The 26,691-nt window shown below is 66.2% G+C and carries 29 protein-coding genes; 7 read left to right on the forward strand and 22 right to left on the reverse strand.

The window, feature by feature from the left end; genetic code table 11:
* Window positions 1–2: 2 nt before the first annotated feature.
* Window positions 3–1,295, forward strand: a complete 1,293-nt coding sequence (locus ACN8ZM_RS20580; RefSeq protein ID WP_089452337.1) for an MFS transporter — start codon at window positions 3–5, stop codon at window positions 1,293–1,295.
* A gap of 97 nt (window positions 1,296–1,392) precedes the next feature.
* Here ACN8ZM_RS20580 and ACN8ZM_RS20585 read toward each other — a convergent pair whose 3' ends face one another.
* The 3 genes from ACN8ZM_RS20585 to ACN8ZM_RS20595 form a co-directional block, all read right to left on the reverse strand.
* The gene (locus ACN8ZM_RS20585) at window positions 1,393–2,454 is read right to left on the reverse strand and encodes an alkene reductase (RefSeq protein ID WP_301767977.1); all 1,062 of its coding nucleotides are present in this window, start codon (window positions 2,452–2,454) and stop codon (window positions 1,393–1,395) included.
* Window positions 2,455–2,536: 82 nt separating this feature from the next.
* Window positions 2,537–2,845, reverse strand: coding sequence for an ArsR/SmtB family transcription factor (locus ACN8ZM_RS20590; protein ID WP_043179776.1), 309 nt, complete (start codon window positions 2,843–2,845; stop codon window positions 2,537–2,539).
* 220 nt (window positions 2,846–3,065) lie between these two features.
* Window positions 3,066–3,620 carry a TetR/AcrR family transcriptional regulator gene (locus ACN8ZM_RS20595; RefSeq protein WP_420212220.1) on the reverse strand — a complete coding sequence of 185 codons (555 nt, stop codon included), beginning with the start codon at window positions 3,618–3,620 and terminating at the stop codon, window positions 3,066–3,068.
* Window positions 3,621–3,783: 163 nt separating this feature from the next.
* Here ACN8ZM_RS20595 and ACN8ZM_RS20600 point away from each other — a divergent pair, with 163 nt between their 5' ends.
* Together ACN8ZM_RS20600 and ACN8ZM_RS20605 are read left to right on the forward strand one after the other, a co-directional pair.
* Window positions 3,784–5,343, forward strand: coding sequence for a carboxylesterase/lipase family protein (locus tag ACN8ZM_RS20600; protein ID WP_420212221.1), 1,560 nt, complete (start codon window positions 3,784–3,786; stop codon window positions 5,341–5,343).
* A gap of 27 nt (window positions 5,344–5,370) precedes the next feature.
* Window positions 5,371–6,816 carry an APC family permease gene (locus tag ACN8ZM_RS20605; protein ID WP_420212222.1) on the forward strand — a complete coding sequence of 482 codons (1,446 nt, stop codon included), beginning with the start codon at window positions 5,371–5,373 and terminating at the stop codon, window positions 6,814–6,816.
* A 284-nt stretch (window positions 6,817–7,100) separates the two neighbouring features.
* On the opposite strand, the gene ACN8ZM_RS20610 is transcribed toward ACN8ZM_RS20605, so the two are convergent.
* From ACN8ZM_RS20610 to ACN8ZM_RS20620, 3 genes are all read right to left on the reverse strand, one after another.
* A complete protein-coding gene (locus ACN8ZM_RS20610) occupies window positions 7,101–8,009 on the reverse strand; it encodes a LysR family transcriptional regulator (RefSeq protein ID WP_043179768.1) in 909 nt (302 codons plus the stop codon).
* A 103-nt stretch (window positions 8,010–8,112) separates the two neighbouring features.
* Window positions 8,113–9,351 carry an MFS transporter gene (locus ACN8ZM_RS20615; protein WP_420212223.1) on the reverse strand — a complete coding sequence of 413 codons (1,239 nt, stop codon included), beginning with the start codon at window positions 9,349–9,351 and terminating at the stop codon, window positions 8,113–8,115.
* Window positions 9,352–9,514: 163 nt separating this feature from the next.
* Entirely contained in the window at window positions 9,515–10,837 is a 1,323-nt protein-coding gene (locus ACN8ZM_RS20620) for a tetratricopeptide repeat protein (protein ID WP_420212224.1), read from the reverse strand.
* Window positions 10,838–10,890: 53 nt separating this feature from the next.
* Between ACN8ZM_RS20620 and ACN8ZM_RS20625 the strand changes: the two genes are divergently transcribed.
* Entirely contained in the window at window positions 10,891–11,820 is a 930-nt protein-coding gene (locus ACN8ZM_RS20625; protein WP_420212225.1) for an AraC family transcriptional regulator, read from the forward strand.
* Window positions 11,821–11,889: 69 nt separating this feature from the next.
* On the opposite strand, the gene ACN8ZM_RS20630 is transcribed toward ACN8ZM_RS20625, so the two are convergent.
* From ACN8ZM_RS20630 to ACN8ZM_RS20685, 12 genes are all read right to left on the reverse strand, one after another.
* Entirely contained in the window at window positions 11,890–13,323 is a 1,434-nt protein-coding gene (locus tag ACN8ZM_RS20630; RefSeq protein ID WP_420212226.1) for an amino acid permease, read from the reverse strand.
* Window positions 13,324–13,503: 180 nt separating this feature from the next.
* Window positions 13,504–14,754, reverse strand: a complete 1,251-nt coding sequence (locus ACN8ZM_RS20635; protein WP_089452344.1) for a MalY/PatB family protein — start codon at window positions 14,752–14,754, stop codon at window positions 13,504–13,506.
* Window positions 14,755–14,887: 133 nt separating this feature from the next.
* The gene (locus ACN8ZM_RS20640) at window positions 14,888–15,469 is read right to left on the reverse strand and encodes a carboxymuconolactone decarboxylase family protein (RefSeq protein WP_420212227.1); all 582 of its coding nucleotides are present in this window, start codon (window positions 15,467–15,469) and stop codon (window positions 14,888–14,890) included.
* A gap of 29 nt (window positions 15,470–15,498) precedes the next feature.
* Window positions 15,499–16,083, reverse strand: coding sequence for a disulfide bond formation protein B (locus ACN8ZM_RS20645; RefSeq protein WP_089452345.1), 585 nt, complete (start codon window positions 16,081–16,083; stop codon window positions 15,499–15,501).
* Entirely contained in the window at window positions 16,083–16,256 is a 174-nt protein-coding gene (locus ACN8ZM_RS20650; RefSeq protein WP_155291816.1) for a hypothetical protein, read from the reverse strand. The genes ACN8ZM_RS20645 and ACN8ZM_RS20650 overlap by 1 nt, the downstream gene beginning before the upstream one ends.
* Window positions 16,257–16,420: 164 nt before the next feature.
* Complete coding sequence (gene tehA / locus ACN8ZM_RS20655; protein ID WP_420212228.1) at window positions 16,421–17,428, reverse strand: dicarboxylate transporter/tellurite-resistance protein TehA; 1,008 nt, start codon at window positions 17,426–17,428, stop codon at window positions 16,421–16,423.
* The gene (locus ACN8ZM_RS20660) at window positions 17,425–18,510 is read right to left on the reverse strand and encodes an alcohol dehydrogenase (protein WP_420212229.1); all 1,086 of its coding nucleotides are present in this window, start codon (window positions 18,508–18,510) and stop codon (window positions 17,425–17,427) included. Before ACN8ZM_RS20660 ends, tehA begins: the two co-directional genes overlap by 4 nt.
* Window positions 18,511–18,563: 53 nt before the next feature.
* The gene (locus ACN8ZM_RS20665; RefSeq protein ID WP_420212230.1) at window positions 18,564–19,688 is read right to left on the reverse strand and encodes a flavin monoamine oxidase family protein; all 1,125 of its coding nucleotides are present in this window, start codon (window positions 19,686–19,688) and stop codon (window positions 18,564–18,566) included.
* Between the two features lie 2 nt (window positions 19,689–19,690).
* Window positions 19,691–20,359: a cupin domain-containing protein gene (locus tag ACN8ZM_RS20670; RefSeq protein WP_420212231.1), complete on the reverse strand. Its 669-nt coding sequence runs from the start codon at window positions 20,357–20,359 to the stop codon at window positions 19,691–19,693.
* Between the two features lie 74 nt (window positions 20,360–20,433).
* Entirely contained in the window at window positions 20,434–20,778 is a 345-nt protein-coding gene (locus ACN8ZM_RS20675; protein WP_043179756.1) for a carboxymuconolactone decarboxylase family protein, read from the reverse strand.
* A 55-nt stretch (window positions 20,779–20,833) separates the two neighbouring features.
* Window positions 20,834–21,115: a hypothetical protein gene (locus tag ACN8ZM_RS20680; protein WP_043179755.1), complete on the reverse strand. Its 282-nt coding sequence runs from the start codon at window positions 21,113–21,115 to the stop codon at window positions 20,834–20,836.
* Window positions 21,116–21,233: 118 nt separating this feature from the next.
* Window positions 21,234–22,007, reverse strand: a complete 774-nt coding sequence (locus tag ACN8ZM_RS20685) for an SDR family NAD(P)-dependent oxidoreductase (protein ID WP_420212232.1) — start codon at window positions 22,005–22,007, stop codon at window positions 21,234–21,236.
* 176 nt (window positions 22,008–22,183) lie between these two features.
* On the opposite strand from ACN8ZM_RS20685, the gene gcvA reads away from it, so the two are divergent.
* Entirely contained in the window at window positions 22,184–23,095 is a 912-nt protein-coding gene (gene gcvA, locus ACN8ZM_RS20690) for a transcriptional regulator GcvA (RefSeq protein WP_043179752.1), read from the forward strand.
* 54 nt (window positions 23,096–23,149) lie between these two features.
* On the opposite strand, the gene ACN8ZM_RS20695 is transcribed toward gcvA, so the two are convergent.
* The 3 genes from ACN8ZM_RS20695 to ACN8ZM_RS20705 form a co-directional block, all read right to left on the reverse strand.
* Entirely contained in the window at window positions 23,150–23,497 is a 348-nt protein-coding gene (locus tag ACN8ZM_RS20695; RefSeq protein ID WP_420212233.1) for a hypothetical protein, read from the reverse strand.
* A 92-nt stretch (window positions 23,498–23,589) separates the two neighbouring features.
* A complete protein-coding gene (locus tag ACN8ZM_RS20700) occupies window positions 23,590–24,009 on the reverse strand; it encodes a tautomerase family protein (protein ID WP_043179749.1) in 420 nt (139 codons plus the stop codon).
* Window positions 24,010–24,047: 38 nt separating this feature from the next.
* Complete coding sequence (locus tag ACN8ZM_RS20705) at window positions 24,048–24,839, reverse strand: SDR family NAD(P)-dependent oxidoreductase (RefSeq protein WP_420212234.1); 792 nt, start codon at window positions 24,837–24,839, stop codon at window positions 24,048–24,050.
* Between the two features lie 162 nt (window positions 24,840–25,001).
* Here ACN8ZM_RS20705 and ACN8ZM_RS20710 point away from each other — a divergent pair, with 162 nt between their 5' ends.
* Window positions 25,002–25,508 (forward strand): winged helix-turn-helix transcriptional regulator, encoded by a 507-nt coding sequence (locus tag ACN8ZM_RS20710; RefSeq protein ID WP_043179746.1) that lies wholly within the window; start codon window positions 25,002–25,004, stop codon window positions 25,506–25,508.
* 34 nt (window positions 25,509–25,542) lie between these two features.
* Here ACN8ZM_RS20710 and ACN8ZM_RS20715 read toward each other — a convergent pair whose 3' ends face one another.
* The gene (locus ACN8ZM_RS20715; protein WP_420212235.1) at window positions 25,543–26,340 is read right to left on the reverse strand and encodes a carboxymuconolactone decarboxylase family protein; all 798 of its coding nucleotides are present in this window, start codon (window positions 26,338–26,340) and stop codon (window positions 25,543–25,545) included.
* Between ACN8ZM_RS20715 and ACN8ZM_RS20720 the strand changes: the two genes are divergently transcribed.
* The gene (locus ACN8ZM_RS20720; RefSeq protein ID WP_231937848.1) at window positions 26,339–26,650 is read left to right on the forward strand and encodes a winged helix-turn-helix transcriptional regulator; all 312 of its coding nucleotides are present in this window, start codon (window positions 26,339–26,341) and stop codon (window positions 26,648–26,650) included. The two genes, ACN8ZM_RS20715 and ACN8ZM_RS20720, sit on opposite strands and share 2 nt — an antisense overlap.
* The last annotated feature ends 41 nt before the right edge of the window (window positions 26,651–26,691 follow it).

Raw genomic sequence — 26,691 nt, forward strand, 5'->3', positions numbered from 1 at the left:
CGATGCATACCCTGAATCGCACGGCCGCCGCGCCGGTCGATGCCGCGCCGCGCGTGACGCGCCGCACGGTCGTTGCGGCCGCACTCGGCAACGGGCTCGAATTCTTCGACTTCACCGTCTACAGTTTCTTCGCCGCACTGATCGGCAAGCTGTTCTTTCCCGCGTCGAGCGACGTAGGCGCGCTGATGCTGTCGCTCGCGACGTTCGGTGTCGGCTTCGTCGCTCGGCCGCTCGGCAGCGTCGCGATCGGCGCCTATGCGGACCGTGCCGGACGCAAGCCTGCACTCGTGCTGACGGTCGCATTGATGGCGCTCGGCACCGGGATCATCGGCTTCGCGCCGACCTATGCGCAGATCGGCATCGCAGCGCCGCTGCTGATCGTCATCGGGCGCTTGCTGCAGGGCTTTTCGGCCGGTGGCGAAGTCGGCGCCGCGACGACCCTGCTGATGGAGTCGGGCGACACCGGCCGGCGCGGCGAGCGGGTGAGCTGGCAGATGGCGAGCCAGGGCGGCGCGACGCTGGTCGGCGCGTTCGTCGCGCTGACGCTGTCGCGCGCACTGTCGCCCGACGCGCTGCACGCGTGGGGATGGCGCGTACCGTTCGTGCTCGGTCTGCTGATCGGCCCGGTCGGCTTCTATCTGCGGCGTCACCTCGACGATACGCTGCCGCACGCGGCGGCCGGCGCCCCGCGCGAGCGTGCGCGCATTCCGTGGCGGCAGGTCGTGGCCGGCACGCTGCTCGTGATCGGCGGCACGTCGACCACCTATACGATCGTGTTTTTCCTGCCGTCGTTCCTGACGTTGACCGTCGGCATGCCGGCATCGGTATCGCTGCTGTCGGGCTGCGCGGCGGGCGCCGTGCTGTTGATCGGTTCGCCGTTCGCGGGGCGGCTCGCGGATCGCGTGCGTCGCCGCAAGCGGCTGGTGGGCGTGTCGTGCGTCGCGTCGGCCGTGCTCGTGCTGCCGGCGTTTTACGCGATGAGCGTGTGGCCGTCGGTGGTCACCGCGGTCGCGGTCGTGATCGTGCTGATCGGCTTGATGACGCTGTCGAGTCCCGCCGGCTTCGTGATGATTCTCGATGCATTCCGGCCCGAAGTGCGGGCGATGTCGCTCGGGATGATCTATGCGCTCGGTGTGACGATTTTCGGCGGGTTTGCACAACTGATCGTCGGTGCGATGTGGCGCGCGACCGGCAGTTTTTATGCGCCGGCGTGGTATGTGCTGGGATGCAGCGCGGCGAGCCTGGTCGGTCTGGCGTTGTTCGTGGACGCGCCCGCCGAGGACGGCAGGCGGTGAGCGGGAAGGGCGAACGCGTGGCATCCCCGCCCGGTGGTGTGCGCGACGAACGGACGGGCGAGGCCGGTCCGTTCGTCGCACGTGGCCTGCGGTGCGATCAGGCCGCGTCGCTCAGCGCCGGGTAATCGGTGTAGCCCGTTTCGCCTTCCGCGTAGAACGTCTCCGGCACCGGCTTGTTGAGCGGCGCGCCGAGTTCGAGGCGGCGCGGCAGGTCGGGGTTCGCGATGAACAGCTTGCCCCATGCGATCGCGTCGGCGCTGCCGTTCGCGAGTGCGGCCTGCGCGGTGTCGAGCGTGAACTGCTCGTTCGCGATCAGCGGGCCGCCGAACGCTTCCTTCAGGCGCGGGCTCAAGTGGTCGCCCGAATACGATTCGCGCGTGAAGATGAACGCGATCTTGCGGCGGCCGAGTTCGCGCGCGACATAGCCGAACGTTGCCGCCGGATCGGAATCGCCCATCGTATGCGCGTCGCCGCGCGGTGCAAGGTGCACGCCGACACGGCCGGCGCCCCACACGTCGATCGCGGCATCGACCACTTCGAGCAGCAGGCGTGCGCGGTTCTCGACCGGGCCGCCGTATGCATCGGTGCGGCGATTGGTGCTGTCCTGCAGGAACTGGTCGAGCAGGTAGCCGTTCGCGCCGTGGATCTCGACACCGTCGAAGCCGGCGGCCTTCGCATTCTCGGCGCCCTTGCGGTACGCGGCGACGATGCCCGGGATTTCGTCGAGTTCGAGTGCGCGCGGCGTCACGTACGGGCGCTGCGGACGCACGAGGCTCACGTGGCCGCCCGCGGCGATCGCACTCGGCGCGACCGGCAGGTCGCCGTTCAGGAACACCGGGTCGGAGATCCGGCCGACGTGCCAGAGCTGCAGCACGATGCGCCCACCGGCCGCATGCACGGCCTGCGTCACCTGCTTCCAGCCCTCGACCTGCTCGTCGGACCAGATGCCGGGCGTGTCCGCATAGCCGACGCCCTGCGGCGTGACCGACGTTGCCTCGGTAATGATCAGGCCGGCCGTTGCGCGCTCGGTGTAGTAGCGGGCCATCAGTGCGTTCGGCACGCGTGCCGTACCCGCGCGGGAGCGGGTGAGCGGCGCCATCACGATGCGGTTCGGCAGGGTCAGGTCACCGAGGGTGACGGGATCGAACAGGGTGGGCATGGCAAATAACCTCTTCACGAAAGGCGGGCAACCGTCGCGTCATGGGCGACCGCAACCCGCATGGCCGGTTCGGCCGTGTTGGCTAGAGTTCGCGGCGCAGGGCGTCGTGAAATGCGTCGATGACGGCCTCGTTGCGTTGAAAGAACGCCCACTGGCCGATCCGCGTCGACGTCACGAGCCCCGCGCGCTGTAGCGTCGCGAGGTGCGCGGAGACGGTCGATTGCGACAGCCCGCAGCGCGCGTCGATCTGGCCCGCGCAGACGCCGTGTTCGTACGGCAGCGTCTGGTTCGGGAAATGCACGTCCGGCGTTTTCAGCCAGACGAGGATTTCCCGGCGCACGGGGTTCGAGAGCGCTTTCAGGATCGCTTCGATGTCGAGTTCGGTCGGCATGGATAGGTGGGGTGTTTCGGTCGGGCAACCAGGTATCGTCGATGGGCGAATCTTATATCGGAATGTGACGATATGTTTGAAAGCATTGTTGCCAATGGGGTTGATAGCGAACGGCTGTCGAGCGGCATCAAGGCTGGCCGGGCCATCTGACGCCCGAGCGAACCGGTGGCTTGCCGAATCGACGCAGGGTCGGCAGGCCCCCGCCGCACGTTGGCGGGCGTCAGCCGTTCGAGCGCGTCATCGCCAGCAATTCGTCGATGAATGCCTTGCGCTGCGTCGGGTCCAGCGGACGTACCCCACATACTTCATCGAACCACAATCCTTCGACGGCAAAGCGGATGATCCGCCCGGTCCGTTCCGGCAACGCGTCCCGGCTCAGCAATTCGGTCCAGCGGGCAGCGTGGCCCGCATAGACGGGGAGCAGGCTCGGCTCCAGGAGCAGGCTGCCGATCACGGCCGACAAGCTTCTGCCCTGGAGCGCTTGCTCGGAGCTTGCGATGATGTACGCGCGGGTCCAGGCCCCGGGCTGGCCGTCCGCCAGTGCGGCGTCGGTCACGGCTTGCTCGAAGGTGGTCGCTTCGAAATGCAGCAGCCCTGCGAGGAGTTCCGACTTGCTCGAGAAGTGATAGAGCAGCCCCCCCTTGCTGATGCCCGCAACCGACGCGGCCTCGGCAAGGGTTAATCCCAGGATGCCTTTGTCCTGCAGGATTTTTCGTGAGGCTTCGAATATTTTTCTCTTGGTGTCGCCAATTTCGCTATCAATATTCTCGTTCATCGGGAATTGCGCGGAAAATGCACCGAAATAAGCCGTACCGGCTGGACGGTGCATTATACAAATTCCCTTTGCCATTTTTTTTTGAGTTCGGTACTGTACCGGCTGGACGGTACACATCGCGTCAACGAACCTCGAACCCCTCTACCCGGGCATGGATAGAACGATGAACGAACATGCAAGCCTCTCCACGATCGACGACTGCATCGCGCGCCGCGATGGCGTGCTGACGCTTCCGCAGGGCAGTATCCGCGGCAGCTGCAACGATGGCATCTGTCAATTTCTTGGCATTCCTTACGGAAAGGCTGCGATCGGCGACTTGCGGTTCAGGCCGCCCGTGCCGGCGCCAGCATGGGACGGAATCCGCGATTGCCGCAGCTACGGCGATGCGTGTCCGCAGGTCAACGACGACTTGCCCGCATGGCAGTTCGATGGAGATCACTCGGCGGACTGTCTCAATCTCAACGTCTGGACGCCTGCGTCGGCGGCGCCCGGCGATCGCTTGCCGGTGATGGTGTGGTTGCATGGCGGCGCCTATCTGTCCGGGTCCGCCAACCTGCCCCTGTACGACGGACGCGTGCTCGCCGAGCAGGAGCGGGTGGTGGTCGTGTCGATCAACCATCGCCTCAACGTCTTCGGTTACCTGCATTTCGGCGATCGGGGCGACAGCCCGTCGACTGCCGCGAACGTGGGGCAGCAGGATATCGTGCTGGCGCTCGAATGGATTGCGGCACACATCGGTGCGTTCGGCGGCGATGCAGACAACGTGACGCTGTTCGGCGAATCGGGCGGTGGCGGGAAGATCTGCGCGCTCACGATGATGCCGTCGGCCGAGGGCCTGTTTCACAAGGCGATCGTCCAGAGCGGGGCCTTTCTCACCATGCTGTCGCGAGCGCAGGCACAGGTCAGGGCCGACGCGTTCCTGTCGATGCTTGGCGCCGACATCGGCGCACTCGATACGATCAGTGACGAACAGGCGCTTGCGGCCGCGCGCCGCCTGATCGACCGGTACGGCTATACCGCGTTCTGGCCCGTCGACGACGGTGTCGTCATCGATGCGTCGAGCATCCCGCGCGCATCGGTGCCGATGATGATCGGCACGACCCGGCACGAGTCGGCGTACTTCCTGGCGCCGCAGCTGCTCGCGCACGGCCCGCTCGAGCCGGTCGGCTACCGCGATGCGCTGGAGGACGGCCTGAAGCCATTCAGCATCGGCCCGGACGATGCGCGGGCAACGGCCGACGTCGCATCGCGTACGCGTGCGATAGCGCCTCGCTCGATCGGCCGGGACCTGACCGACGTCCTGTTCTGGAAGCCCGCGGTCGCGCTGGCGGAACGCAACAGCCGGCATGCGAACACGTTCATGTACCGGTTCGACTGGGCATTCCCGTGCTGCGGCGGCCATTACTCGATTCACGGCGCCGAAATCCCGTTCGTGTTCGGCGTGCTCGACTACCCGTTGCCGGCCTGGGATGACGCCGATCTCCCGAACGCGCGGTATTCGGACGACACGCGTGGCGAGCGGTTCGGCCTGGCTGCGCGCGTGCAGCGTGCGTGGGCCGATTTCGCCCGATACGGCGATCCGTCCGCCAGCGGCGTGTCGGTGTGGCCGCGCTACACACCGGAGGCGCGTGCGACACGGATTTTCGACCGGGTCTGCCGCGTCGAGGACGATCCGGATGCCGAGCGCCGGCGGGCACTGTTCGCCGCGCGCGCGGGCGCGTGACACACTCATCATCGACAAGGAGAAGACATGGAGACGTCAGCGGTAACCTCGGAATCCTCATCCACGCGCCCCCTGAACTGGGTCGCGATCGTATTTTTCGTCCTCGCCACCAACGGGCCCCTCACCAGTCTGATCGGATGCGTGCCGTACGGCGTCGCGTACGGCAACGGCATCGGCATCGCAGGGTCCTACCTGTGCGTCGGCCTGATCTACCTGTGCTTCGCCGTCGGCTTCACGGCGATGAGCCGTCACGTGGGCAATGCGGGCGCGCTGTATGCGTACGTCGGGCAAGGGCTCGGCCGGCCGGCGGGTGTCGGCGCCGCGTTCATGGCGGTCGCGTCGTATTTCGTGATCACGCTCGCGTGTTACGCGTTGCTCGGGTTCTATATCAGCTATTTCATCAACAACCTCACCGGCCTGGTCGTGCCGTGGTGGGTCAGTACACTCTGCGCGGCAGCCGTCGTGCATGCGTTCGCGATCAACAACGTCCAGTTCAACGGCGCCGTGCTGTTCCTGCTGATGATCGTCGAGATCGCGCTGATCGTCGCATTCAACCTCAAGGTCGCGGCCACGGGCGGCGGGGTCGAGCACTTCAGCCTCGCGCCGCTGCACCCGGCGAACGTGTTCACCGGGAAGTTCGGCACGTCGCTGGTGTTCGTCGTGGTCGCGTACATGGGCTTCGAGACGACGGTGATCTATGCGAACGACGTCCGGAATCCGGGCCGCTCCATTCCGATTGCCACCTACGTCAGCGTCGCGGTCATCATGGCGATCTATGTCGTGTCGACGGTGCAGATGTCCAATGCGTTCGGCTATGCCGAAGTCGTCGCGCTGGCGGTGAAGTCTCCCGCGGATCTGTGGTTCGCCGTGACGGAGCGGGTGCTCGGCAAGCAGATGGTGGTGGTCACCAACGCACTGCTGATCACCAGCATGCTCGCGGCGATCATCAGCTTCAACAATGCGACCGTGCGTTACTGGTATTCGCTCGGCCGCGACGGCATTGCGTTCAAGCGGCTCGCGCAATTGAGCGAGAAGAAGGGCCTGCCGGTCCGGGCCGCGAACCTGCAGTCCATGCTCATGGTCACGCTGATCGCTTTGTCTGCCGCATATCGCGTCGATCCGGTGATGGTGATTGCACCGTATCTCAGCATTCCGTCCGCGATCGGGATCGTGTGCGTTCAGGCGTTGACCGCGCTGGCGGTCATCCGCTTCTTCGCGGCTCGCCGCGAGCGCGAAACGCGGTTCATCCGGTGGGCCGTGTTTCCGGCACTGAGCTTTGCCGGATTCGCTTACTTCCTGTACGCAATGATCGGCAACGTATCGCTGATGGCCGGCACGGCTTCGACCGTCGTTTCGCTTCTGCCGTGGACGACGCCGGCGGTTGCTTTCGCGGGTGCCGGCTTCGCGGTTTGGCTGCGACGTGCGCGGCCGTCGGCGTACAACGGCCTGGGGCAATTTCTCAGCGATAGCTGAGCATGCGGACATGTTCCTGAAACGGGGCTGGTTTAATCATTAAGGTATCCATATGGAAAATGCGTGACGAAGGTGTTCTGGACTGGTGATCCGGGGGGCGGGTTCGGTTCGATCGACGCGCCCCGCATCCGTGCACGTCGGCTTCAGCCCGGCAGGCCGACGATCTCGTACCGCCCCTGTTCGTCGACGGACGCATGAAGTCGCCTCGCGCGCGGTCGCATCGCGAGACAGGGCGGTCCGTCCCCGGACGTCCGCGTATTGCAGCACTGGCGTGCCGTGAGCGGTCAGTTGGCGTGGCCGCCGGCCTTGACGTCCTGCTGCCGCGCCAGCGCCAGAAAGCCGGCGATATAGGCCGTGTCCTGCTCCCCTCGACGCACGCCGAGGTGGATGCTTTTGTGAATGCCGCCTTGACCGAGGCGCACCGTGCGAATCGGCATGGCCGCGCCTTCCTCGATCACCAGCCAGTCGGGCAGCACGGCCACGCCACGGTGTGCCGCGACGAGTTGCAGCATCAGCTCGGTCTGCTCGGCCGTGCGATGAAATTTGGGCCGGCAATGGGCCGGTACCAGGAAGCGCGTATAGATGTCGAGCCGCTCCTTGCTGACCGGCACCGTGATCAGTTCCTCGGCGAGCAGGTCATGCGGCAGCGCGAATTCGCGCGCTGCAAGCGGGTGCCGCTCGTGTACCACCAGCATCAGCTCGTAGTCGATGACCGGTTCGAACACGATGTCGGGCAGGTCGATCGGGTCGGGGGTGACGAGCAGGTCGATTTCATAGCCGAGCAGCGCCGCCACGCCATCGAAACCGAACGCGGTTCGCACGTCGTAATCGACATCGGGCCAGCTGGCGAGATAGCGTGAAGTCAGCCGCGTCAGCCATTTCTGGCAGGGATGGCACTCCATCCCGACACGCAGTGCGCCGCGTCGTCCTTCCGCAAACTCGACGAGCGTGCGCTCGGCATGTTCGATCTGCGGCAGCACGCGTTCGGCCAGCGCAAGCAGATATTCGCCCGCGTGCGTGAAGCGCAGGCCGCGTCCGTTCTTGGTCCAGAACTTGACGCCGTGCCGCTCCTCGAACTTGCGGACCATATGCGACAGCGCCGACTGCGTGACGTTGAGGCGCTCGGCGGCCGCGGTCAGGCTGCCGAGGCGCTGGACTTCCTTCAGGATCGACAGATACTGGAGATCGAGCATCGTTGAACTCCCCACATTGCTTGCAACCCGCGAGCGCCGGCGCCGCTGCGTGTGACGCGCATCGGCCGGCCCGCGGCACGGCTCCGCCGCTTACCCGTGCGGGTCATGCGCTGGCCGTGCCGCGGCCCGAGGTCCACAGGAACGCCGCCAGCCCGAGCACCGGCCCGGGCACCAGCAGCCAGATCGCATCGAGCCCGATTTTCTCGAGCAGCGCGGTGGTGGCGGCGATCGAGACGACCGTGATGGCGAAGCCGATCGAGTTTTGAATGGCCAGCGCGCCCCCGACCCACTCGGGCGGGCAGGCGCGTGCCGCCAGCGCCGAGAATTGCGGCGAATCGGCGATGACCGACGCGCCCCAGACGATGAGCAGCACCGCCATGGCCATCGGCGGCAGCACGCGCCATGCGAGTGCGAAGGTCAGCGCGCAGAGCCCCGAGAGGGCGAGCGCGCCGAGCGCGACCTTCGCGCTGCCCAGTGTGCGCGACAGCGTCCCGCCGACGAGCGAGCCGATGGCGCCCGTGGCGATGACGCCGAAGGCCAGGCCCGATACGCCGACACGGGGAAAGTGGGTTGCCAGCGCGGTATGGGTGATCAGGAGCGGCACGGCGGTCCAGAACGTGTAGAGCTCCCACATATGGCCGAAGTAGCCGAGTGTCGCGGCACGGAACGCGCGGATCCGGAACGCCCCGAGCACGGCGGCCGGACCGCGTTGCTGCCCGACGGCCGCGTTCGTCCGCGGGCGGGCGCCGTCCCCGAGGACGCCGATCACGCCGGCGCCGATCAGCGCGAGCACCGACGACGCGGTAATGATCCACTGCCACGGCAAACCGGTCCCGACGACCCGCATGGCGTGCGGCAGCGCCGTGCCGAGCGTCAGCATGGCGACCAGCTGGGCCAGCGCGGACCCCGTGCGATCCGGCGCCCAGCCGACGATCAGCTTCATGCCCATCGGATAGATGCCCGCGAGGCAGATGCCGACGCCGAAGCGGAACGCCGCACCCGTGACAAGACCGCTCGACAGCCACGCAAAACCGAGGTTGAAGGCGGCGCCGAGCACGGCGCTGCACACGAAAATCCGGCTCGCGCGAAACCGGTCCGCGGCCCCGCTCAACGAGATCACCAGCGTGCCGACGATGAAGCCGAGCTGGACCGCGCTGGTCAGCCAGCCGATGTCGGCCGCGCTCGCCTGCCAGAGCCGCATCAGGTCCGGGGCCGTGCTGTTCGCGCTGAACCACAGCGCCGTACCGAACAGCTGCGCGATCGCGATCGCGGCGACCGGCCCGATTCCGTCGACCAGCCAGCGCCGCAATCCGGTGCGCGGTTCCACGATGCTTGAACACATATGACTTCCTTGGCGGTTGCGCGGCTGCCCGCGGTCTCGCTCGCCGTCCACGCGCCGAATCGGACGGACATGTCCGCGCGAGCCGGCAGGGGCGCCGGCGGGCGGGGTGAAGGGAGGGCGCGGGGCGCGCCGCTACCGGTTACGCGGTCACGGACGGGCCGGATCAGGCGGTCACGAGCTGACCGAGCCAGCGCGTGTCGCGCGGCGACGGGCGACGATGCAGGCGCTGCTCGAGCAGTGCGCGTGCCTTGCCGGCGTTGCCGCTGCGCATCCACGCAACCAGCAGCGTGTCCTGGACGATTTCGCGCTGCGCGCCGCTGCCGCCGAGGCGTACCGCTTCGTGCGCCACGGGCTCGAGGAGCGCCGCGCATTGCGCGTATTGCTCGTCGGCGAAGGCACGCGCCGCCCGGCAGATCGCCGGCACCACGGCACCGGCCCGCAGCGTGCCGGCCTCGACGAGCGCGTCGAGCGCGCCCGCACGTTCGTCGAGCGCCGCCGTTGCGCCCGTGGCCGCCGCGATCAACGCCATATGGACATCGGCGAACGGGAAGCCCGCCTGCCGGAAGTAATCCGATGCATACCGGGCCGCGTCGTCCCACTTGCCGTCGGGAACGGTGTAGCCGTAAGCCTGCATGCGCCAGAGGAACGAAGCGGTATCGCTGACCACGTTGATCGGCACGCCCAGCGACGCCGCCGGCGCAACCTGCGCGTCGTAGATCGCGAGCGCGCGTTCGGTGTCGCCGCGTTCGAGCGCGACCAGGGCGGCATGCCACGCAATGTGGCTGTGAAGGATGCCGCTGCGGTCGTATTCGGGCAGCCAGCCGGCGATCATCGCGTCGGCCTCGTCGTTCGCCCCCGCCTCGTACAGCACGTGTGCCACCGCGTGCGCGGCATTGACGTTGTGCCGGCGCAGTTCGAGCGCACGCTGCGTCAGCGTACGGCCGAGCCGGACGTCGCCGTTCTCGCCATGTGCCCAGCCGCGATACGTCAGGAACCACCAGTCGTCGTCCTCGAAATGCCGCGCATGGCGCTCGCAAAGATCGACGCGCGCCTGGTCGTGATCCGCCATGCCCGAAAACGCGAACAGGCCGAACGCACCGAGCGGCAGCGACAACACGACCACGTCGCGCGGCCAGCTGTCGGCATGCTCGAGCGCGGCGGTCAGTGCCTGGGCGGACTGCCCGTGGATCGCGAGCGACAGCACGTTGACATGGCTGCGCTCGCGCGGCGTGCCGTTGCGGGCGGCGAGTGCGACCGCGTTCGTGACCATCGCGCGTGCTTCACCGATCTCGGCGCGGATCGCATGCAGGCGTGCCCGGGCCGCCTGCGCCAGCGCGAATTCCGGATCGGCCGCGATCGCCTCGTCGAGCGTTTCGGCCACGCCTGGCCACAGGGACAGCAGCAGGTCGACACCGGCGCGATAGCGCTCGGCCGCGACTTCGGAGGTCGTCGAAAGGGGCAGGCTGTAGCGGTCGAAACAGGCCATGAGGCGGGAAACTCCGGTAAGGATCGTTGGCGGTTCGGGGCTGCGGCAGTCGATTGCGCACGTTGCCGCGAAACAGGCATGACGTCATTAGACCAAGTTTCGATGTGTCGGTATTTCGATTGATAGACAAGATGTATAGAATATCTGCCAACTGGAGAATCATCATGGTCTGGGAGACGATCGAGGCGCCGGAGAACGCGGCGCCACCGGCACCCCTCAGGGTGCGCGCGCAGTTCATTCCCGCTCGCCATTGTTTTCCCGAACATCATCATGACTGGCATCAGGTGGTGTACGCGATCTCGGGCGCGTTGACGGTGATCGCGGAAGGCGGTTCCTACGTGATCTCGCCGGATCAGGCCGTGTGGCTGGCCACCGGCGCGCGGCATCGCGTCGGCTCGCTCCTGGGGGCGGAATTCCGAAGCCTGTGGATCTCGGACGACGCGGGGCCGGCGCTGCCGGGCACGAGTCCGAGCGTGTTCACCGTCTCGCCGTTGCTGAAGGCGCTGATCGTCGAGGCGAGCGAAATCGATGGGCAACCCGACGAAGATGGTTATGCGGGGCGCATCACGCATCTGATTCTCGACCAGCTGCGACGTGCGCCGGCACTTCCGTCGGCATTGCCCTGGCCGCGCGATGCGGCGCTGATGTCGCTGTGCGAAGCGCTCTATGCGGATCCGGCGGACCTGCGCGGCCCGGAGGAGTGGGGGGCGAGGTTCGGCATGTCGACGCGCACGCTGGCTCGCCGGTTCGTCGCCGAAACCGGCATGAGCCTGCGTTCGTGGCGCCGTCGCATGCGCCTGTTCAGGGGGATCGAACTGCTGGCGGGCGGGCACGGCGTGACGCGCGTCGCGATGGAACTGGGCTACGGCTCGACGTCGGCTTTCGTCTACGCATTCCGGCTGGAGATGGGCAGCAGCCCGCAGGTCTACATGCGCGGGCGCGGCACCGCGGTCGGCGAACGCGCGCCGGCGCGCCCGCGCTGAAGGCGACGGCAATCGGGGCCGATCGGGCCCCGGCAGGCGCGATGCCTGCCAGGATCCGGCCGGTGCCGCTTACGCGGGAAGATCCTTCGGATCGCACGATTCGCACGCGGCATCGGTGCTCGTGGCTTCGCTTCGGATATAGAAGCGATACACCCCATACACGAACGCGACCCAGACCGCCGACACCACCAGCGACATCCGCATATCCGGCAGGATCGCGATACAGGCCATCACCGCGGCGACGAAGCAGAGCGCAATGTAGTTGCTGTACGGATAGAACGGCATCTTGTAGATGAGCTTGTCCGCTTCGTCGTTCGCGATCCGGATCTTGCGGAAGCGCAGGTGGCTGATGACGATCGAACCCCACGCACAGACGAGCGCGAACACGGTGACCGACGAGAACAGCTCGAACGCCTGCTCCGGCATCACATAGTTGAGCAGCACGCCGGCGAACATCGTCGCGAACACCATCAGGATCGCGCGAAACGGCACCTTGCGGCCGTTGACGACGCCGAGGAAGGCCGGCGCATTCTTCTGCAGCGACAGGTTGTAGAACGTGCGGCTGTTGGTGAACACGCTCGCGTTCACGGCCGAGAGCACTGCCATGATCACGACGAGATTCATGATGCCGGCCGCGGCGGGAATGCCGATCTTCGTGAACACCTCGACGAACGGGCTGCCCTTGGTCGTCAGCGAGGTCCACGGGAACACCATCAGCAGGACCGCGATCGCGCCGACATAGAAAATCAGCAGGCGCCAGAACGTCGCGTTGATCGCCTTCGGCATGGTGGTGCGGACGTCCTTCGCTTCGCCGGCCGCCAGGCCGAGATTCTCGACACCGCCGAACGAGAAGGCCACCATCACGATCGCGAGAAAGGTCCCGCCCACGCCTTTGGCGAAGAATCCGCCGTTGGCAACGAGGTTGTGATAGCCGATCGGTACGCCGTGGTTGCCGATGCCGAACACGATCATGCCGGCGCCGAAGATGATCAGTGCGACGATCGCCGCCACCTTGACGAGCGCAAACCAGAATTCGGCCTCGCCATAGAACTTCACGCCGATGATGTTGACGCAGAACATGATCGAGACGGCCGTGCCCGCCGTCACCCAGATCAGGATGGTGGGGAACCAGAAGTGCACATAGTTGCCGAGCGCGTTCAGGTCGGCCGCGCTGGTGGCCAGCAGGAAGATGAACGCGTTCCAGCCGTTCAGGAAGCCGACGAAGCGGTGAATGTAGCGGTTCGAGTACGAGACGTAGGAACCGGATACCGGCTCCTCGACCGCCATCTCGCCCAGTGCGCGCATCACGAAGTAGATCGCGATGGCGGCGAGCACATAGACGAGCAGGATGGCCGGTCCGGCCGTGCGGATGGCCCAGGACGAGCCGTAGAAAAGCCCGGTGCCGATTGCGCCGCCGATGGCGATCATCTGGACGTGCCGGTTCGACAGGTCGCGCTTCAGGTCTTCCTGTTCATAAGCAGGGGTGGTGGGGGTCTGTGTCATGTCGCCTCCGAGAGTGTCTTCATCTGTCTTTGCAGTTGCATGGGAAATCGGTGTTTTTTTGTTTGCATTCCTTATTGTTTGGCGGGGTCGTTCAGGACGATCGGCATCCTTGTCCTGCACCGGGTGACCGCGGGCGAAGCGGGCGCTAGTCCAGCCTCGCGCCGGCTTGCATCGCGGAAGTCAGAGCGCGGCCAGTGCCAGGCTCAGCCGCTCGACCGCCTCGTCGATCAGCACGCGTGGGCATCCGAGGTTCGCGCGCATGTAGCCGTGCCCTTCGATGCCGAATTTCTGCCCCTTGTCGAGCCAGAGCCGCGCCTGGGTCAGCATGAAGCGATTGAGTACGTCGGGGTCCATGCCGAGCCCGCGGCAATCCATCCAGGCCAGATAGAGCGAATCGGCCGGCAAGACCTCGATGCGCGACGTGATGCCGTGGATCGCGTCGCGGAAATGGGCGTGATTGCCGCGCAGATAGGTCAGCAGCGCTTCGAGCCACGACTCGCCATGGGTATAGGCGGCTTCGGCGGCCACCATGCCGAGCGTGTTGACCGACTGGTACATGTTGCGGTCGAACTGGCGCCGCAGTGAGTCGCGCAGGCGCGGATCCGGCACGAACAGGTTCGCGCTCTGCAGTCCGGGCAGGTTGAAGGTCTTGCTCGGCGCGGTGCAGGTGATGCTGTTGCGCGCGAACGATGCGCCGAGCGACGCGAAGGGGATGTGCTTCCTGGCCGGATTGAGGATCAGGTCCTGGTGGATCTCGTCGGAGATGACGATCACGCCGCGCCGTGCGCAGATTTCACCCATCGCCCGCAGCTCACCTTCGCTCCAGACATTGCCGGTCGGATTGTGCGGATTGCTGAGGATAAAGAGCCGCGTGTTGTCGCGTATCGCCGCCTCGAACGCGCGCTCGTCGAAACGATAGGCGGTGCCGGCGCGCTCGAGCGGTGCGAACACGAGGTGCCGCCCGTTCAGCAGGACATCATCATGGAAATGCGCATAGACGGGCGGCTGAATCAGGACCGTATCGCCGGGTGACGAGAAGGCCTGGATCGCCGTCTTCAACGCCGTAATGATGCCGCTTGCCTGCATCACCCAGGAGCGATCGACTTCCCAACCGAAGCGACGCGCCTGCCAGTCGACGACAGCACTGACGTAGCTTGCGGTCGCGCCGCATGAATAGCCGAAGACACCGTATTCGACCGCATCGTGCAGCGCGTCGATGACCGGGCGCGGGGCGCGAAAATCCATGTCGGCGACCCACATCGGCAGCGGATCGGCAGCATGCTCGTCGGGTGACAGCAGCGTGGCGCCGAACGCCCATTTCAGCGAGTTCGATGATCTGCGATCGATGACTTCGTCGAAGATCGAGGCGGGCGTATCTGCCGCGCCCCCGCCGGCAGCCAATTCAGAATGAGACTTCACGTTCCCTTCCATTCACGATAAAAACGGCACGCCGGCGGCGTGACCACGTATGGCGAACAGAGTAGCAGCGCGAAATTTCGACGAACAATGGTATCTCCTCATGGAGCAGTGAGCCTGGCTCATGGATGCCGGTTCGCGGCACGCTTCAGATTCCCAGTGCCACGAGAAAGCGCGAAACCATGTTGTAGGCGGCCGCCGTGGCCACGGCCTCGATCGTCTGCGTTTCGCCGAAATGCAACGTCAGTTCGGCGATCACATCGGCATCGACACGCACCTGTCGCGTCGACTGATCGGTCAGACGAATCAGCGCGCGTTCCGCGTCACCGAACAGCCGGCTGTCTACCTCGGCAGCCCTCAAGGCTTCGCTCTGCGCGCGCGTGCCGCCTGCCGCCAGATAGGCCGGGTAATGAACGTGCCACTCGAAATCCGCACCGTTGAGCACGGCCACGCGCAGCATGATCAGTTCACGGAGCACGAGCGGCAGGCTGAAATCGGCGCGCACCCGGCGCAGCAGTTCGTTCCATCCCGCCGCCAGCGGCTCGCTCCTGAGCAGGACACGGTCGATGCCGATCAGTTCGCCGCCCGGACGACGCGCGCGCATCGCGGCCAGCAACGCTTCGGGGGCTGGCTCTCCGTCCTGCCACGGGACGACTCTCACGTTTGACATCTTCACCTCCAGTGGAATGTGCGTTGCGATACCGTCGCCAGGGCGGCGCCCGACCGTCACGCGGCACGGGCGCCTGGCCCTGGCCGGTGTCAGGGTTTCATGACGTCGCCGTCGTAGAGCATCTCGTAGTGCTTTTGCCCGCCGGCCTTGAACGAATGGAAGCCGTTCTGCAGGAATGCCGAGACGAGATTGGCGCCCACCAGCGCGATGAACAGCACCATGGCGAACGAGCGAATGGCCGGGCGCGGACGCTGCGACGGATCCGCGGCCGAGGTCGCGCGTGCCTGCGCGTGCAGGCACAGCATCAGCACGCAATAGAGGATCGCGGCGGTGAAGATCAGGTACGTCCACGTGTACATGTGCAGGCCCAGAATCGCCGAGCCCGTCGGGACCGTATAGGCGGGCGCCTTCGCGAACATGAACAGGAGGCTGATCAGGCTGCCGATCAGTGCGCCGAAGGCGCTGAGAAGATAGTTCCAGGCCTGGGCACCGAACCGCAGATTCAGCAGCAGGCCGCTGCCGAAGAGCATGAAGCCTACCCGGATCAGATTGCAGAATGCGCACGGGAGCTCGCCCATTGCCAGCTGGAAGTAGAAGGCGGCGAGCAGCGTGACGGCGATGCCGAGCAGCGCGGCGGTATCGAGTCCGTCGAGGTGGCGTGGTGTGAGCTTCATTACCACGACCCCAGCGTCATCAGATCCTTCATGTGATGGCTGCCGTGATGAACGGTCCACACGACGACCAGTAATGCGCTCGTCGACCACAGGAGCCGCGCGGCGGCCAGGTTGCGAAGCGATGCCAGCGCCGCGGCGAACGCGAACAGCACCGGAATGAAGCCGATGAACATGCGAGACTTCTCCTCGTTCAGGAAAACCAACGGAATAATCGAACAGGAAATTTATCGCCGAGCGGGCTTGTTGTATGTCGATCGGTCGTCAACCTGTATCGAGGAATGGACAAGCGCAAAGAACTTCGACGTGAATGGCGATCTGTCGATGCGTCGCCACCCGGTCAAGAGCGCCCGACTCGGCGCGCGTATTCGGCATCCGCGGCCGGATCGATCGTGCTTTCTGGAGTCGACGCATGCGCTTGCCGCGTTGCAAGATTCCCGATGAAAAGGCTGGCCGTCCGTAGAACGAGATATCCGATCAACAGGTTGGCGCCGATGAAGACGGGTAGCGCCAATGCCCGGGCCGATCCCACACCCGCATGGGCCAGTTTCAGGCTGGTCACCGATGCAGCGTCGACGCCGAACGTATAAGCCCAGTACGCAGGGACGAACGGTTGCGCGCGCAGCCACGCGGCGAGCCGCAGGCCAAGCAGCAACTGAAAGAGGCCGTAGCCCCACAGCATGAGAATCCAGTGATCTGCGCTGCCGGGTGACAAGGTCAGCCAGGCCATCGCGCACACGGTCGGCGGTGCGAGCTGGATGCCGATCAACGGGCGTTGCGGTGCCGGCAGCGTCGTCGGGTGCCACAGCCGCTGTATGACCAGCGACTCGAGTGCCACCCAGGAGAACAGGCCTGCACCCAGAAACAGCCACCCCCAGTCCGGGTGACCCAACGAGCCGAGTACGGCCGCGCTGGTGAAGTTGCCTGCGACGGTCGGCAGATACACGGTCGGCAACGTGTCCTGCGCATTCCGCCCGCCTTGCCAGAGCGTGCCCGTGTGCCACAGGCTGAACCCCAGGTGCCACGCGATGCTGACGATGGCTAGCATCCACGCGAGGGTCATCGAATATGGCTGGGCCGCCATCGCAACGAGCGAAGTGGCCGCCGACACCAGCGCCGGCGTGCCGCCCTGCACGGGATGCAGGCATTCGGCCTGCACCTGCTCGAAGCGACGCACGGCTTGCCACGCATAGCCGGCGATCAGGACGGCCCAGGTCAGGCCCGCCACCGCCAGAATCGTTTCGCCCACGAGCGGCGGCAGTGCCCACAGCCGCGTGGCGGCGCGCCAGGCCTGCCCGAGGCCGGCGAGGCCCAGCACCATGCCGAAATGCGACGCCGGAATCGTCACCTGTCCTGGGTGTGCCATGCCTGTTCCTGCAGCGGGCCATCGCTTGTTTCATCCGAAGGCTCATGGTTCATCGTGAGCACCATGCGGAATCTGACGTCGCCTGATTTCATTCTTCGATAGGCCTCGTTGGCCTGCTCCAGCGGCATGACTTCCATCATCGGGCGGATCCCCGTGAGCACACTGAAATCGAGCGTTTTCTCGCTCTCGTACGGCGAGCCGGTAATCGATCCCTGTATCGTCCGCTCGCCGACGACCAGCTGGCCGGACGACACGGACAGCGGGTCCCGGGTCACACCGAGCACGACGAGCCGGCCGGCAGGGGCGAGGCCGTCCAGCAAACCGGATACCGCGTCGGCATTGCCGATGGTGGTCAGGATGGCGCGCGCGCCGCCCATGCTTTGCAGCCGGGTGGCGGCATGCTCCTGGTTGGTATCGATGTAGACGTGTGCGCCCAACGCGAGCGCATCCGCGGCGACCTCGCCGCGACGGCCGATGGCGACGACCTTGAATCCCATGTGGCGCGCATACTGCAACGCCATGTGCCCGAGGCCGCCGACGCCGAGAATGGCCACGACATCGCCCGCTTCGGCACCGCACTTCTTGAGCGCGTTGAAGGTCGCGATCCCGGCGCAAAGCAGCGGGGCGGCTTCTGCCGCGCCGAGTTCGTCCGGGATCGAGACGAGCGCCGTGCTGCGGGCGAGCATCATCTCGGCGTAACCGCCATCGCAGGTTGCGCCGACGACCGGCTGGTTGCGGCAAAGCTGAAAGTGTCCCTGGCGACATTGGGCGCATTCGTTGCAGTAGCCGCCAAGACGGCCGACCCCGACGCGCTGCCCGATCTGCCAGCGTGACGGCACACCGGCACCGAGCGCGGCGATCCGTCCCACGATCTCGTGACCCGGAACGCGTGGCGGTTGCAAGGCCGGATCGGCGCGTTCGATGTCGGCGGCGTCCGCACCGCATATCCCGCAAGCCTCGACGGCAATCAGCACCTCGCCGGCTGCCGGCGTGGGCGTCTTGCGCTCCACCAGTTCGAGAACGCCGGGGCGGGTGACCTGCATGGCTCGGTAATGACTTTTCATGAGGGTTTCTCCAGAGTCGTGAATGGAACCTGATGTGCCGCAGCGATGCGTCGTCATTCGCCCGATTCAGGCAAGGCCTGCACACCCGCGTGCGCCGCTTCGATCGCGCCGGCGACATAGCCCGGAAACGGTCGTGACCATTCGCTCGCGATGCCGGTCAGGCGTCGGTGCCAGGGGCCGGACGACGCGGCGGCGGCAGGGGCTTGCGCGTGGTGGCCGTTGTCGTCGAGATCGGCGGCGGTGGCCGTGAAGGCGTCCTGCGCCCAATCCTTGACGACCTCGGCTTCGGGCGTCGCCGCCTTCGCACCGAACAGGCGCACCAGCTGTGCGCGGCAATGTGCGCGCAGCACGTCGTCACGCACGTTCTTGCGAACGTGTGCGGGGATGCCGAAGAAGCCGAACAGTGCGGCGCTGCCGCCCGGCATGGACGCGTCGTGGATCTCGCCCAGTGGCCCGCGTGCGCTTCGGGCCTCGCCCGACAGTCCCTGTTCGCGCCAGAACGGCGTGTCGTAGATGGCGACGTACTTGGCATGCGGCGCCATCCAGGTGCTCGTGTCGCGCCATTGCCGGGCCAGTGCCGTCGGCAATGGCGGGAAGAATGCAATGCGCTCCTCCGCCAGTCGCGGCGGGATGGCCAGCAGCACGTGTTCGACGCGCCAGGTCGTGACGCCAGCGGCGACGCTTTCGCTTTCCAGTTCCACATGGGCGTCGACGATACGGATGTGCCGCACGATCTGACCGGTGACGACACGGCGCGCGTCTAGGCGGCCGCGCAGCGCATCGATCAGCACGCTCATGCCGCCTGCCACGCGCATCGACGCCGGCGTGCTGGCGTACCCCTGCATGCGTACGGGCGGCGCATCTGGCGAGCGCTCGATCATCATGTCGCCCGCTTCGTATTGCTCGAAGCGCTGCAGGCCGAGATCGTGGATCAGTCGGTCCAACTGGGGCTGGAGGTGTGGCCAGAACCACGTCGGGCCCAGATCGAAGCGATCGATGTCGTTCGTCGCAACCGCAGTGCCGGCGGCCGTGTGCCGAGAAACGGAGGCGATGCGACCACCCGGGACATCGCGTGCCTCGAGCAGCACGTAGTCCCTGATGCCTCGCTGCTCCAGCAGAAAGGCCGCGTACAGGCCGCTCAGGCCCGCGCCGACGATGGCGATGCGTGCTGTCTGCATGGCTAGGCATCCACCGTGATGCTGGCCGGGCGGCAGGTCTTGAGATAGACGGTGGCCCCGCCGGCCCCGGCGACGATCTCCGGATAGGCGCTCTTCGGCAGGCGCATCCAGCTGCCATGCCCGTGAGGCCGGCCCTCGTCCTCGACCGTTCCGGCCAGGACGAGCACTTCGGTGTTGTCTGTCGGCGCGGAGAACAGTGCTTCACGCGGCGCCAGCCGTTGCAGGCAAACCTGTTCGACATCGTTCGCGAACAACGGGCAGATGTCGCGACCGTCGCGCCGGTGCCAGGCCGCCGGGTCGTTGGTGTCGACGCGTACCCGCTGCCGCTCGCCGGCGCGCATCTGCCGCAGCTTGACGAAGAGGAGGGCGCCCTCGCGGCTGGACGGGCGGTGGCTGGAGCCGGGCGGATTGCGCAGATACCAGCCTGCCGGATAATGCACGCCGTCTTCCGAGAAGGTGCCGGACAGCACCAGAATCTCTTCGCCCTCGGGATGCCGGTGGGGCGGGAAGCACGAAGCGGGCGCATACCGGACGATACTGGTGGCGCGCGCCTGCTCGCCACCCAGCCGATCCAGCATCACGCGCTCGACGCCGGCCTGCGGGGAGGCCACCCATCGATACTGGTGAGGCGCGACGACGACGCGCCGCGAGAAATCTGCGTTGACGAGCATGGGTGGTGTTCCTGGGCTGGATGAGCGCGCGGCCGGCCGACGGGGAATCGGCAGCCGGCCGGCCTCGATGCGAATTACTGGCTGGACAGTTGCGCGTGGGCTTCGATGACGCGCGCCGAGTAGGTCAGCGCAGCCCCCGCATTCAGCGCGATCGCGACGCCCAGCGCTTCGGCGATTTCCCCGAGCGTGGCGCCGTGCTCGACTGCCTTTTGGGTGTGGACGGAAATGCAGCCGTCGCAGCGGGTGGTCACGGCCACGGCCAGCGCGATCAGCTCGTGGATCTTGGGATCCAGATGGCCCGTTTTCGCGGCGGCACTGTCGATTGCCGTCAGGCCGCGCACCACGTCGGGGCTCTGTTTCGCATAGTCGCCGACGCGCTCAAGCAGGGAAGCGCGGTAGGCGTTCCAGTCGTTCATCATGCTAAGGTTTCCTGATAAATAAGGGGTGGGTGCGGGAGGGCGCCCGGCCGTGTGACTAGGCGACCTGGTAGATGCGCACGTCAGGCGCGGCATCCAGCAGCGGTTGGAGGCCGGCCACCACGTCGGCGGTGAACAGCTCGCTTTGCAGGTAGGCGTTCGCGTGCTCCGTGCTGTCGAAGCCGTGCAGCACCTGCACGTCTTCATCGCGCACGAGCAGTTCCTTCGATTGCGCACCGGCGACGGTGTCGAGGAACGGCGTCTTGTAGCGCCTGTAGATCTCGGCTGCGGCAGCGCGGTTGGCGTCGGCAATCCTGAGCGTGATCTGCAAATAAACCATGTCGTTTCTCCTCATCGAGCGGGAAGGTGCAGCGGGATTCCGGCCATCGATCCGTCATGGTTCGACGATCCGGTTCGAACGGGGCAGGCGGGCATGTCGTGCTGCTGCCTGCGGTGCATCAATTGCGGCCGGCCATTACGCCGCCGTCCACGTCCCAGATCGCGCCGGTGACCCAGCTCGCCTTGTCCGACAGCAGGAACGCAACGACTTCCGCCACGTCTTGCGGCGTGCCGACCCGGCCGATCGGGTGGAAGCTGTTGAAGCCCTGCAACGCGTCGTGCACGTCGGCCTTCGGGATGAAGCCTTCGTAGATCGGCGTCTGGACGACTGCCGGCGACACCGCGTTGACGCGAATGTGCTTCGGGGCCAGCTCCATGGCCAGATGCTGCGTCAGCGAGTGCAGGCCCGCCTTTGCCATCGAGTACGCCGACGACGGCGTCGCGGCGATCGCCTGTTTCGCCCACATCGAGCCGATATTGACGATCGCGCCCGGGCGGTCGCTGGCGACCAGATTGGCGGCGACTTTCTGCGTAATGAAGAAGAACGCCTTGTTCAGCTTCATGTACTGGTCGTAGTCTGCGTCGCGATGCTCGAGGAACGGCTTCGGGAAGAACACGCCCGCGGCGTTGACCAGCAAGTCGATGTCCGGATGGTGCGCGTCGAGGGTCTGGAGCAGCGCTGCGAGGCCGTCGTCGCTGGACAGGTCCGCCGTCAGGACCGCGACCGGGCCCAGCGCGGCCAATTCCTGCTGCGCCGCCTCGGCCTTGTCGGCCCGATGGCCGACGATGACCGCGCTACCGCCTTCGGCGAGCACCAGGCGGGCCGTTTGCAGCCCCATGCCGCTGGTCCCGCCGACGACCAGCAGCTTCCTGCCCTTGAATGGATTGCTCATGGTGAATTCCGTTTAGAAGAAAAGCTATGGATGGGATCGGACCCGGATGGGCCATGTTGCAGGCCCGTTCAACGCTGCTTGGCGCCAGCAACGGGCATGTCGTGAATTTTTCGCCGATTCACTTTCATCGGCAAACGAGATAAAGTGTTCTTCATTGAAAGAAAATCTTTGTCACGATGAAGTCACCCGTTCACCTGAATGCGTTGCGTGCATTCGAGGCCAGCGCCCGTCATCGAAGCTTTTCGGCAGCCGCGGCCGAGCTTCATGTGACGCCTGCGGCGGTTGGCCAACTCGTCCGCGCGCTGGAGGAATGGCTGGGCACGCCGCTGTTCCATCGCGGCGCCAGCGGGCGTCTGCGACTCGTGCCGACCGAGGCGGCCGAGCGCGCGCTGCCGGATATTCGGGCAGGCTTCGACAGGCTGACGGTCGGTCTCGAGCGGCTCAAGGAGGGATCCACGAGCGGGGTACTCACCGTCGCGGTCAGCCCGGCCTTTGCGGCCAAGTGGCTGTTGCCCCGGATCGAGCGCTTCCAGAACGCGTGGCCCGATACGGACGTGCGCCTGGATACCAACCTCAAACCGGTGGATTTCGTGACCCAGCAGATCGATATCGGCGTGCGCTACGGGACGGGCACATGGCCAGGGCTCGTTGCGGACAAACTCATGGACGAAGATGTCTATCCCGTGTGCTCGCCCGGGCTGCTGCGCGGGCGTCCGCGTCTGCAAAAGCCGGCCGATCTGGCCCGGGAGACCTTGATCCACGACCTGTCGATGGATAGCCGGACGGGCTTTCCCGCCTGGGATACGTGGCTGCACAGGGCCGGCGTGGCGGATGCCGCTACCGGGCGCGGGATGCAGATCAACAATTCCGCGGCGGTTCTGCAGGCTGCCATCGACGGGCACGGCGTCGCGCTCGCGCGGAGCGTCATGGCGCGTGACGATCTGGCGACCGGGCGTCTGGTGCGTCTCTTCCCGGAAATCACGTTCGCTTCGCCGTTGGCCTATTACATCGTGTATCGCAACGAGTGTTCCGGCCTGGCGAAACTCGTGGCCTTTCGCGACTGGTTGCTCAAGGAAGCGGCGTTGTAGCGAGGGGCCGCGCGCAGCCGACGACGGGCTTGTCGCCGGCCTGAATTGCGTCGGCTACCGCTTGCCCGGTGCCGCAGTGACCGGAGGCCTGCCGACGATCTCGTACCGCCCCTGCGTCGCATCGACATGTGCGATCGTGTCGAGCACGCGTATCACGGGCGGAAAACCGTACACGCGCTCGACCATCGCCTTGTATTCGTCGCCGTGCCAGTGCGCGGCGGCTTCGCGCGTGCGCCACACGTACACGCCGCCGCCTTCGTGCGTGGCCGCGTCGTAGAAGTACCACTTGTGCAGCAGGTCCGGGTTCAGCGCCCACTTCACGGCGGTCGTTTCATAGCGGTCTCGCAGCGTGGGCAGGTCGACGTCGGGTCGCAGCTTGAAGAAGACGATTTCGGTGATCACGGCAGTGCCTCCATTCGCGAGTCGTGGGGATGCGGTGGTGACGCCCCCGGGGGCGCTTGAGCCGGACGGCAGCCCCCGGGAGACAGCGTCTTTCAGTACGGCGACGGCCGGTTCTCCGTGCGCCACTTGAGATCGGCCGGCGTGCCCGGCCGCGGCGGGCGCAACCCCTCGATCGTCCACAGCCCGAACGGCGTTTCGCCGATATGGATTTCCCAGCGCAAGCCACGCTCGCCGATGAACGGCGTCAGGCGCCGGCCGACATGCTGCATGAACCGCGCCTGTTCGGCAGGATCCTCGATCTGCCGCGCGATGTGGTCGACCCGGATCCGCACGAAGTCGTCGGTCGGCTTGCCGCCGATCAGGAACGACGCGGGCGGCAGCGGCTGGAACAGCACGTTCACGTAGAAGCGCGGCAGAAATCCGTCGTAGAGGCCGACGATGCGCTCGGCGATCTCCAGTTTGTCGGTATCGGAATAGGCGTGTTCGGGATGGTAGATGTTCCAGAGCGGCATGTGTGTTCCCCGGTTCGTGAGAGCAAGCAGGTGTCGTGTCAGATTGCGCTGTAGCGCGCGGCGGGCTGGCCATCCCGCGTGACGGCATGAAGGAGGGTGCCGCGCGCGCCGTCGAACTGCTGCCATGCGCCGAGATCGTGGAGCGTCGGAAAGCACACCGATTCCTCGTGATCCAGTGCATGCAGTGCGGTGTCGACGAGCGTTTCCGGCGTCATGAACAGCGAATCCGGGAACGGCGCGGCCGCGTTGCCGAAAAACGCCGTGCGCACCGGCCCCGGCATCACGGCCTGGACCGCGACGCCGCGCGGCGCAAGCTCGGCGTGCAGCGAGCGCGTGAAGTTGAGCACGTATGCTTTCGAGCCGCTGTATCCGCCCGCACCGGGCACGGGCATCAGCGTGACGATCGAACCGATGTTCACGATCATGCCGCGTCCGGCCGCACTGCAGCGGCGCGCGGCCGCGAGCGAGAGCCGGGTCAGCGCGAGCACGTTGACCCGGATCATCGTGTCGACGGCGGCCGGGTCGACCGATACCGACAGGCCCAGTGCGCCGAGGCCGGCGGCATTGACGATGCCGGCGAAATCGGCGGTGCCGTCGATCAGCGCCTCGACGTGCGCGACGCCGTCGTGGCTCGACAGGTCGGCGGCGACGGCCTGCGCATCGCAGCCGTATGCGGACCGGAGCCGGTCGGCGAGCGCCGTGAGCCGTTCGCGCCGGCGCGCAACCAGGATCAGGTCGTATCCGCGAGCGGCGAGACGATCCGCATAGACCGCGCCGATCCCCGACGACGCACCGGTTACGACGATTACGCCTCGATCTTCTTGCTGCATGTTCGAACCTCCAAAGGGTTGGACTGACAAGGTTTCTCGTAACTCTTATTATCAGAGTAAGTCGAGGGCGACACGCCGTCAAGCGTTGCCGGATGCGATACGATTACCGCCGTGCGCGCCCCGGCATGGGCTGCGCATCGAAGTCAGGAAAGGTGATTTACGATGAAATCCAAGAGTTTTGACGGCATGACCTGCTCGATCGCCAGCGTGCTCGATGCGCTCGGCGATCGATGGAGCACGCTGATCGTGCGCGATCTGGCGTTCGGGCTGGCGCGTTACGACGATCTGCGCCAGTCCACGGGCGTGACCCATGCGACGCTGTCGGATCGGCTGAAGGCGCTCGAAGGCAGGGGGTTGATCGAGCGCCGGTTGTATCAGTCGCGCCCCGACCGGTACGAATACCATCTGACGCCGCGCGGCCGCGACATCGGCATCGTGCTGATGGCGCTCGCGCAGGTCGGCGATGCGTGGGGGCAGGCGGAATCGAAGGCGCCGCCGCTCCGTTTCATGGAGGCGCGTTCGGGGCATGCGGTGCGGCTGGCGTTGGTCGATGTCGAGACGGGTAGCCCGATCGACCTGCCGGACCTGCGCGTGGAGGCGGGGCCCGGCGCGGACGAGATCATGCACTGGCGGCTCGAGAAGACGCGCGCGCGGCGCGGCGAATCGTGACGCGCACATCGCCGTCGCGCTGCCGGTTCACGGCTCATGCCGGAAATCGCGCGGCGCCGGCTTCCGGCGGCAGGCGCAGCCCGTTCGTGAGGTAGCTGACGGTCCGGTAGAAGCCCGCGAGCATCAGCAGTTCGAGCAGCGCCTCGTCGCTGAAATGCGGGCGCAGCGCGTGCCACAGCTCGTCGTCGATGTCGCAATGCCGATGCAGCGTGTCGCACAGCCGGATCAGCAACCGGTCCGCATCGCTCCAGCATGCGTCGTCGGCCGAGCCTCGGGCCAGCGAGCGAAGCTGTTCGCTGGTCAGCCCCGCGGCCGGCGAAAACACGGAAACATGCACCCCCCATTCGTATTCGGAACGGCACAGCGCCGTTGTGCGGTCGATGACGATTTCGCGTTGCCGGATGTCGAGGTGGCCTTGGTCCAGCAGCCCGGCGGCGAAGAACTTCGTGAACAGGCGAGTGTCCCGCGCCAACGTGGTGAAGAGGCGCAACGGCGGGCGGCCCCGCATGATCCGGTCGATCGACGCGGCGATGTCGGGGGCGAACGGCGGCACTGCGCATGCGATACGCTGAGTCATGTGAACTCCTTCGTGCTCGTGGCGGGTGCGTGTGAACGCTCGCATTCGCCGATGGCTGAGCAGGTAGCGTAGGTGGCGTGCTTTAAAAAGTAAAGCATGAGGAAGGAAGAAAGCATCGGCATCATGCGATGCCGCATGCGTCCGACATTGCATCGATTCGTTGACGTCACGCGGCGTTTGCTTTAAAAAGTACAGCATGACGACACCCAAAATCGGACAACGCGTTCGCGGATCGAAGACGGGACGACCCATCATGGTCGTGCTGGATCTGCTCGGGCGGCGCACCACGCTGCGCATCCTGTGGGAGCTGCGCGGCGAGCCGCTCACCTTCCGTGCGCTGCAGGAAGCCTGCGAAACGAACGCACGCCTGCTCAATACGCGGCTGGCGGAGCTCAAGGCGTCGGGCCTCGTCGAGCATGGCGAGGGCGGCTACTGCATGACCGCCGAAGGCCGGCGGCTCGAGGCGGCGTTGCAGCCGTTGCTGGGGTGGGCAAAACAATGGGCAAAGCGCGACCCCGACGGGTTCGACGCGGCCGATCGCGAGCAATCCGGTCAGGAACGCTGATCGATCGACGCGCGGGTTTGCATCGCCATGTCATGCCGGTT

Origin of the sequence: Burkholderia aenigmatica (assembly GCF_048627025.1) — a bacterium.
Classification (GTDB): domain Bacteria; phylum Pseudomonadota; class Gammaproteobacteria; order Burkholderiales; family Burkholderiaceae; genus Burkholderia; species Burkholderia aenigmatica.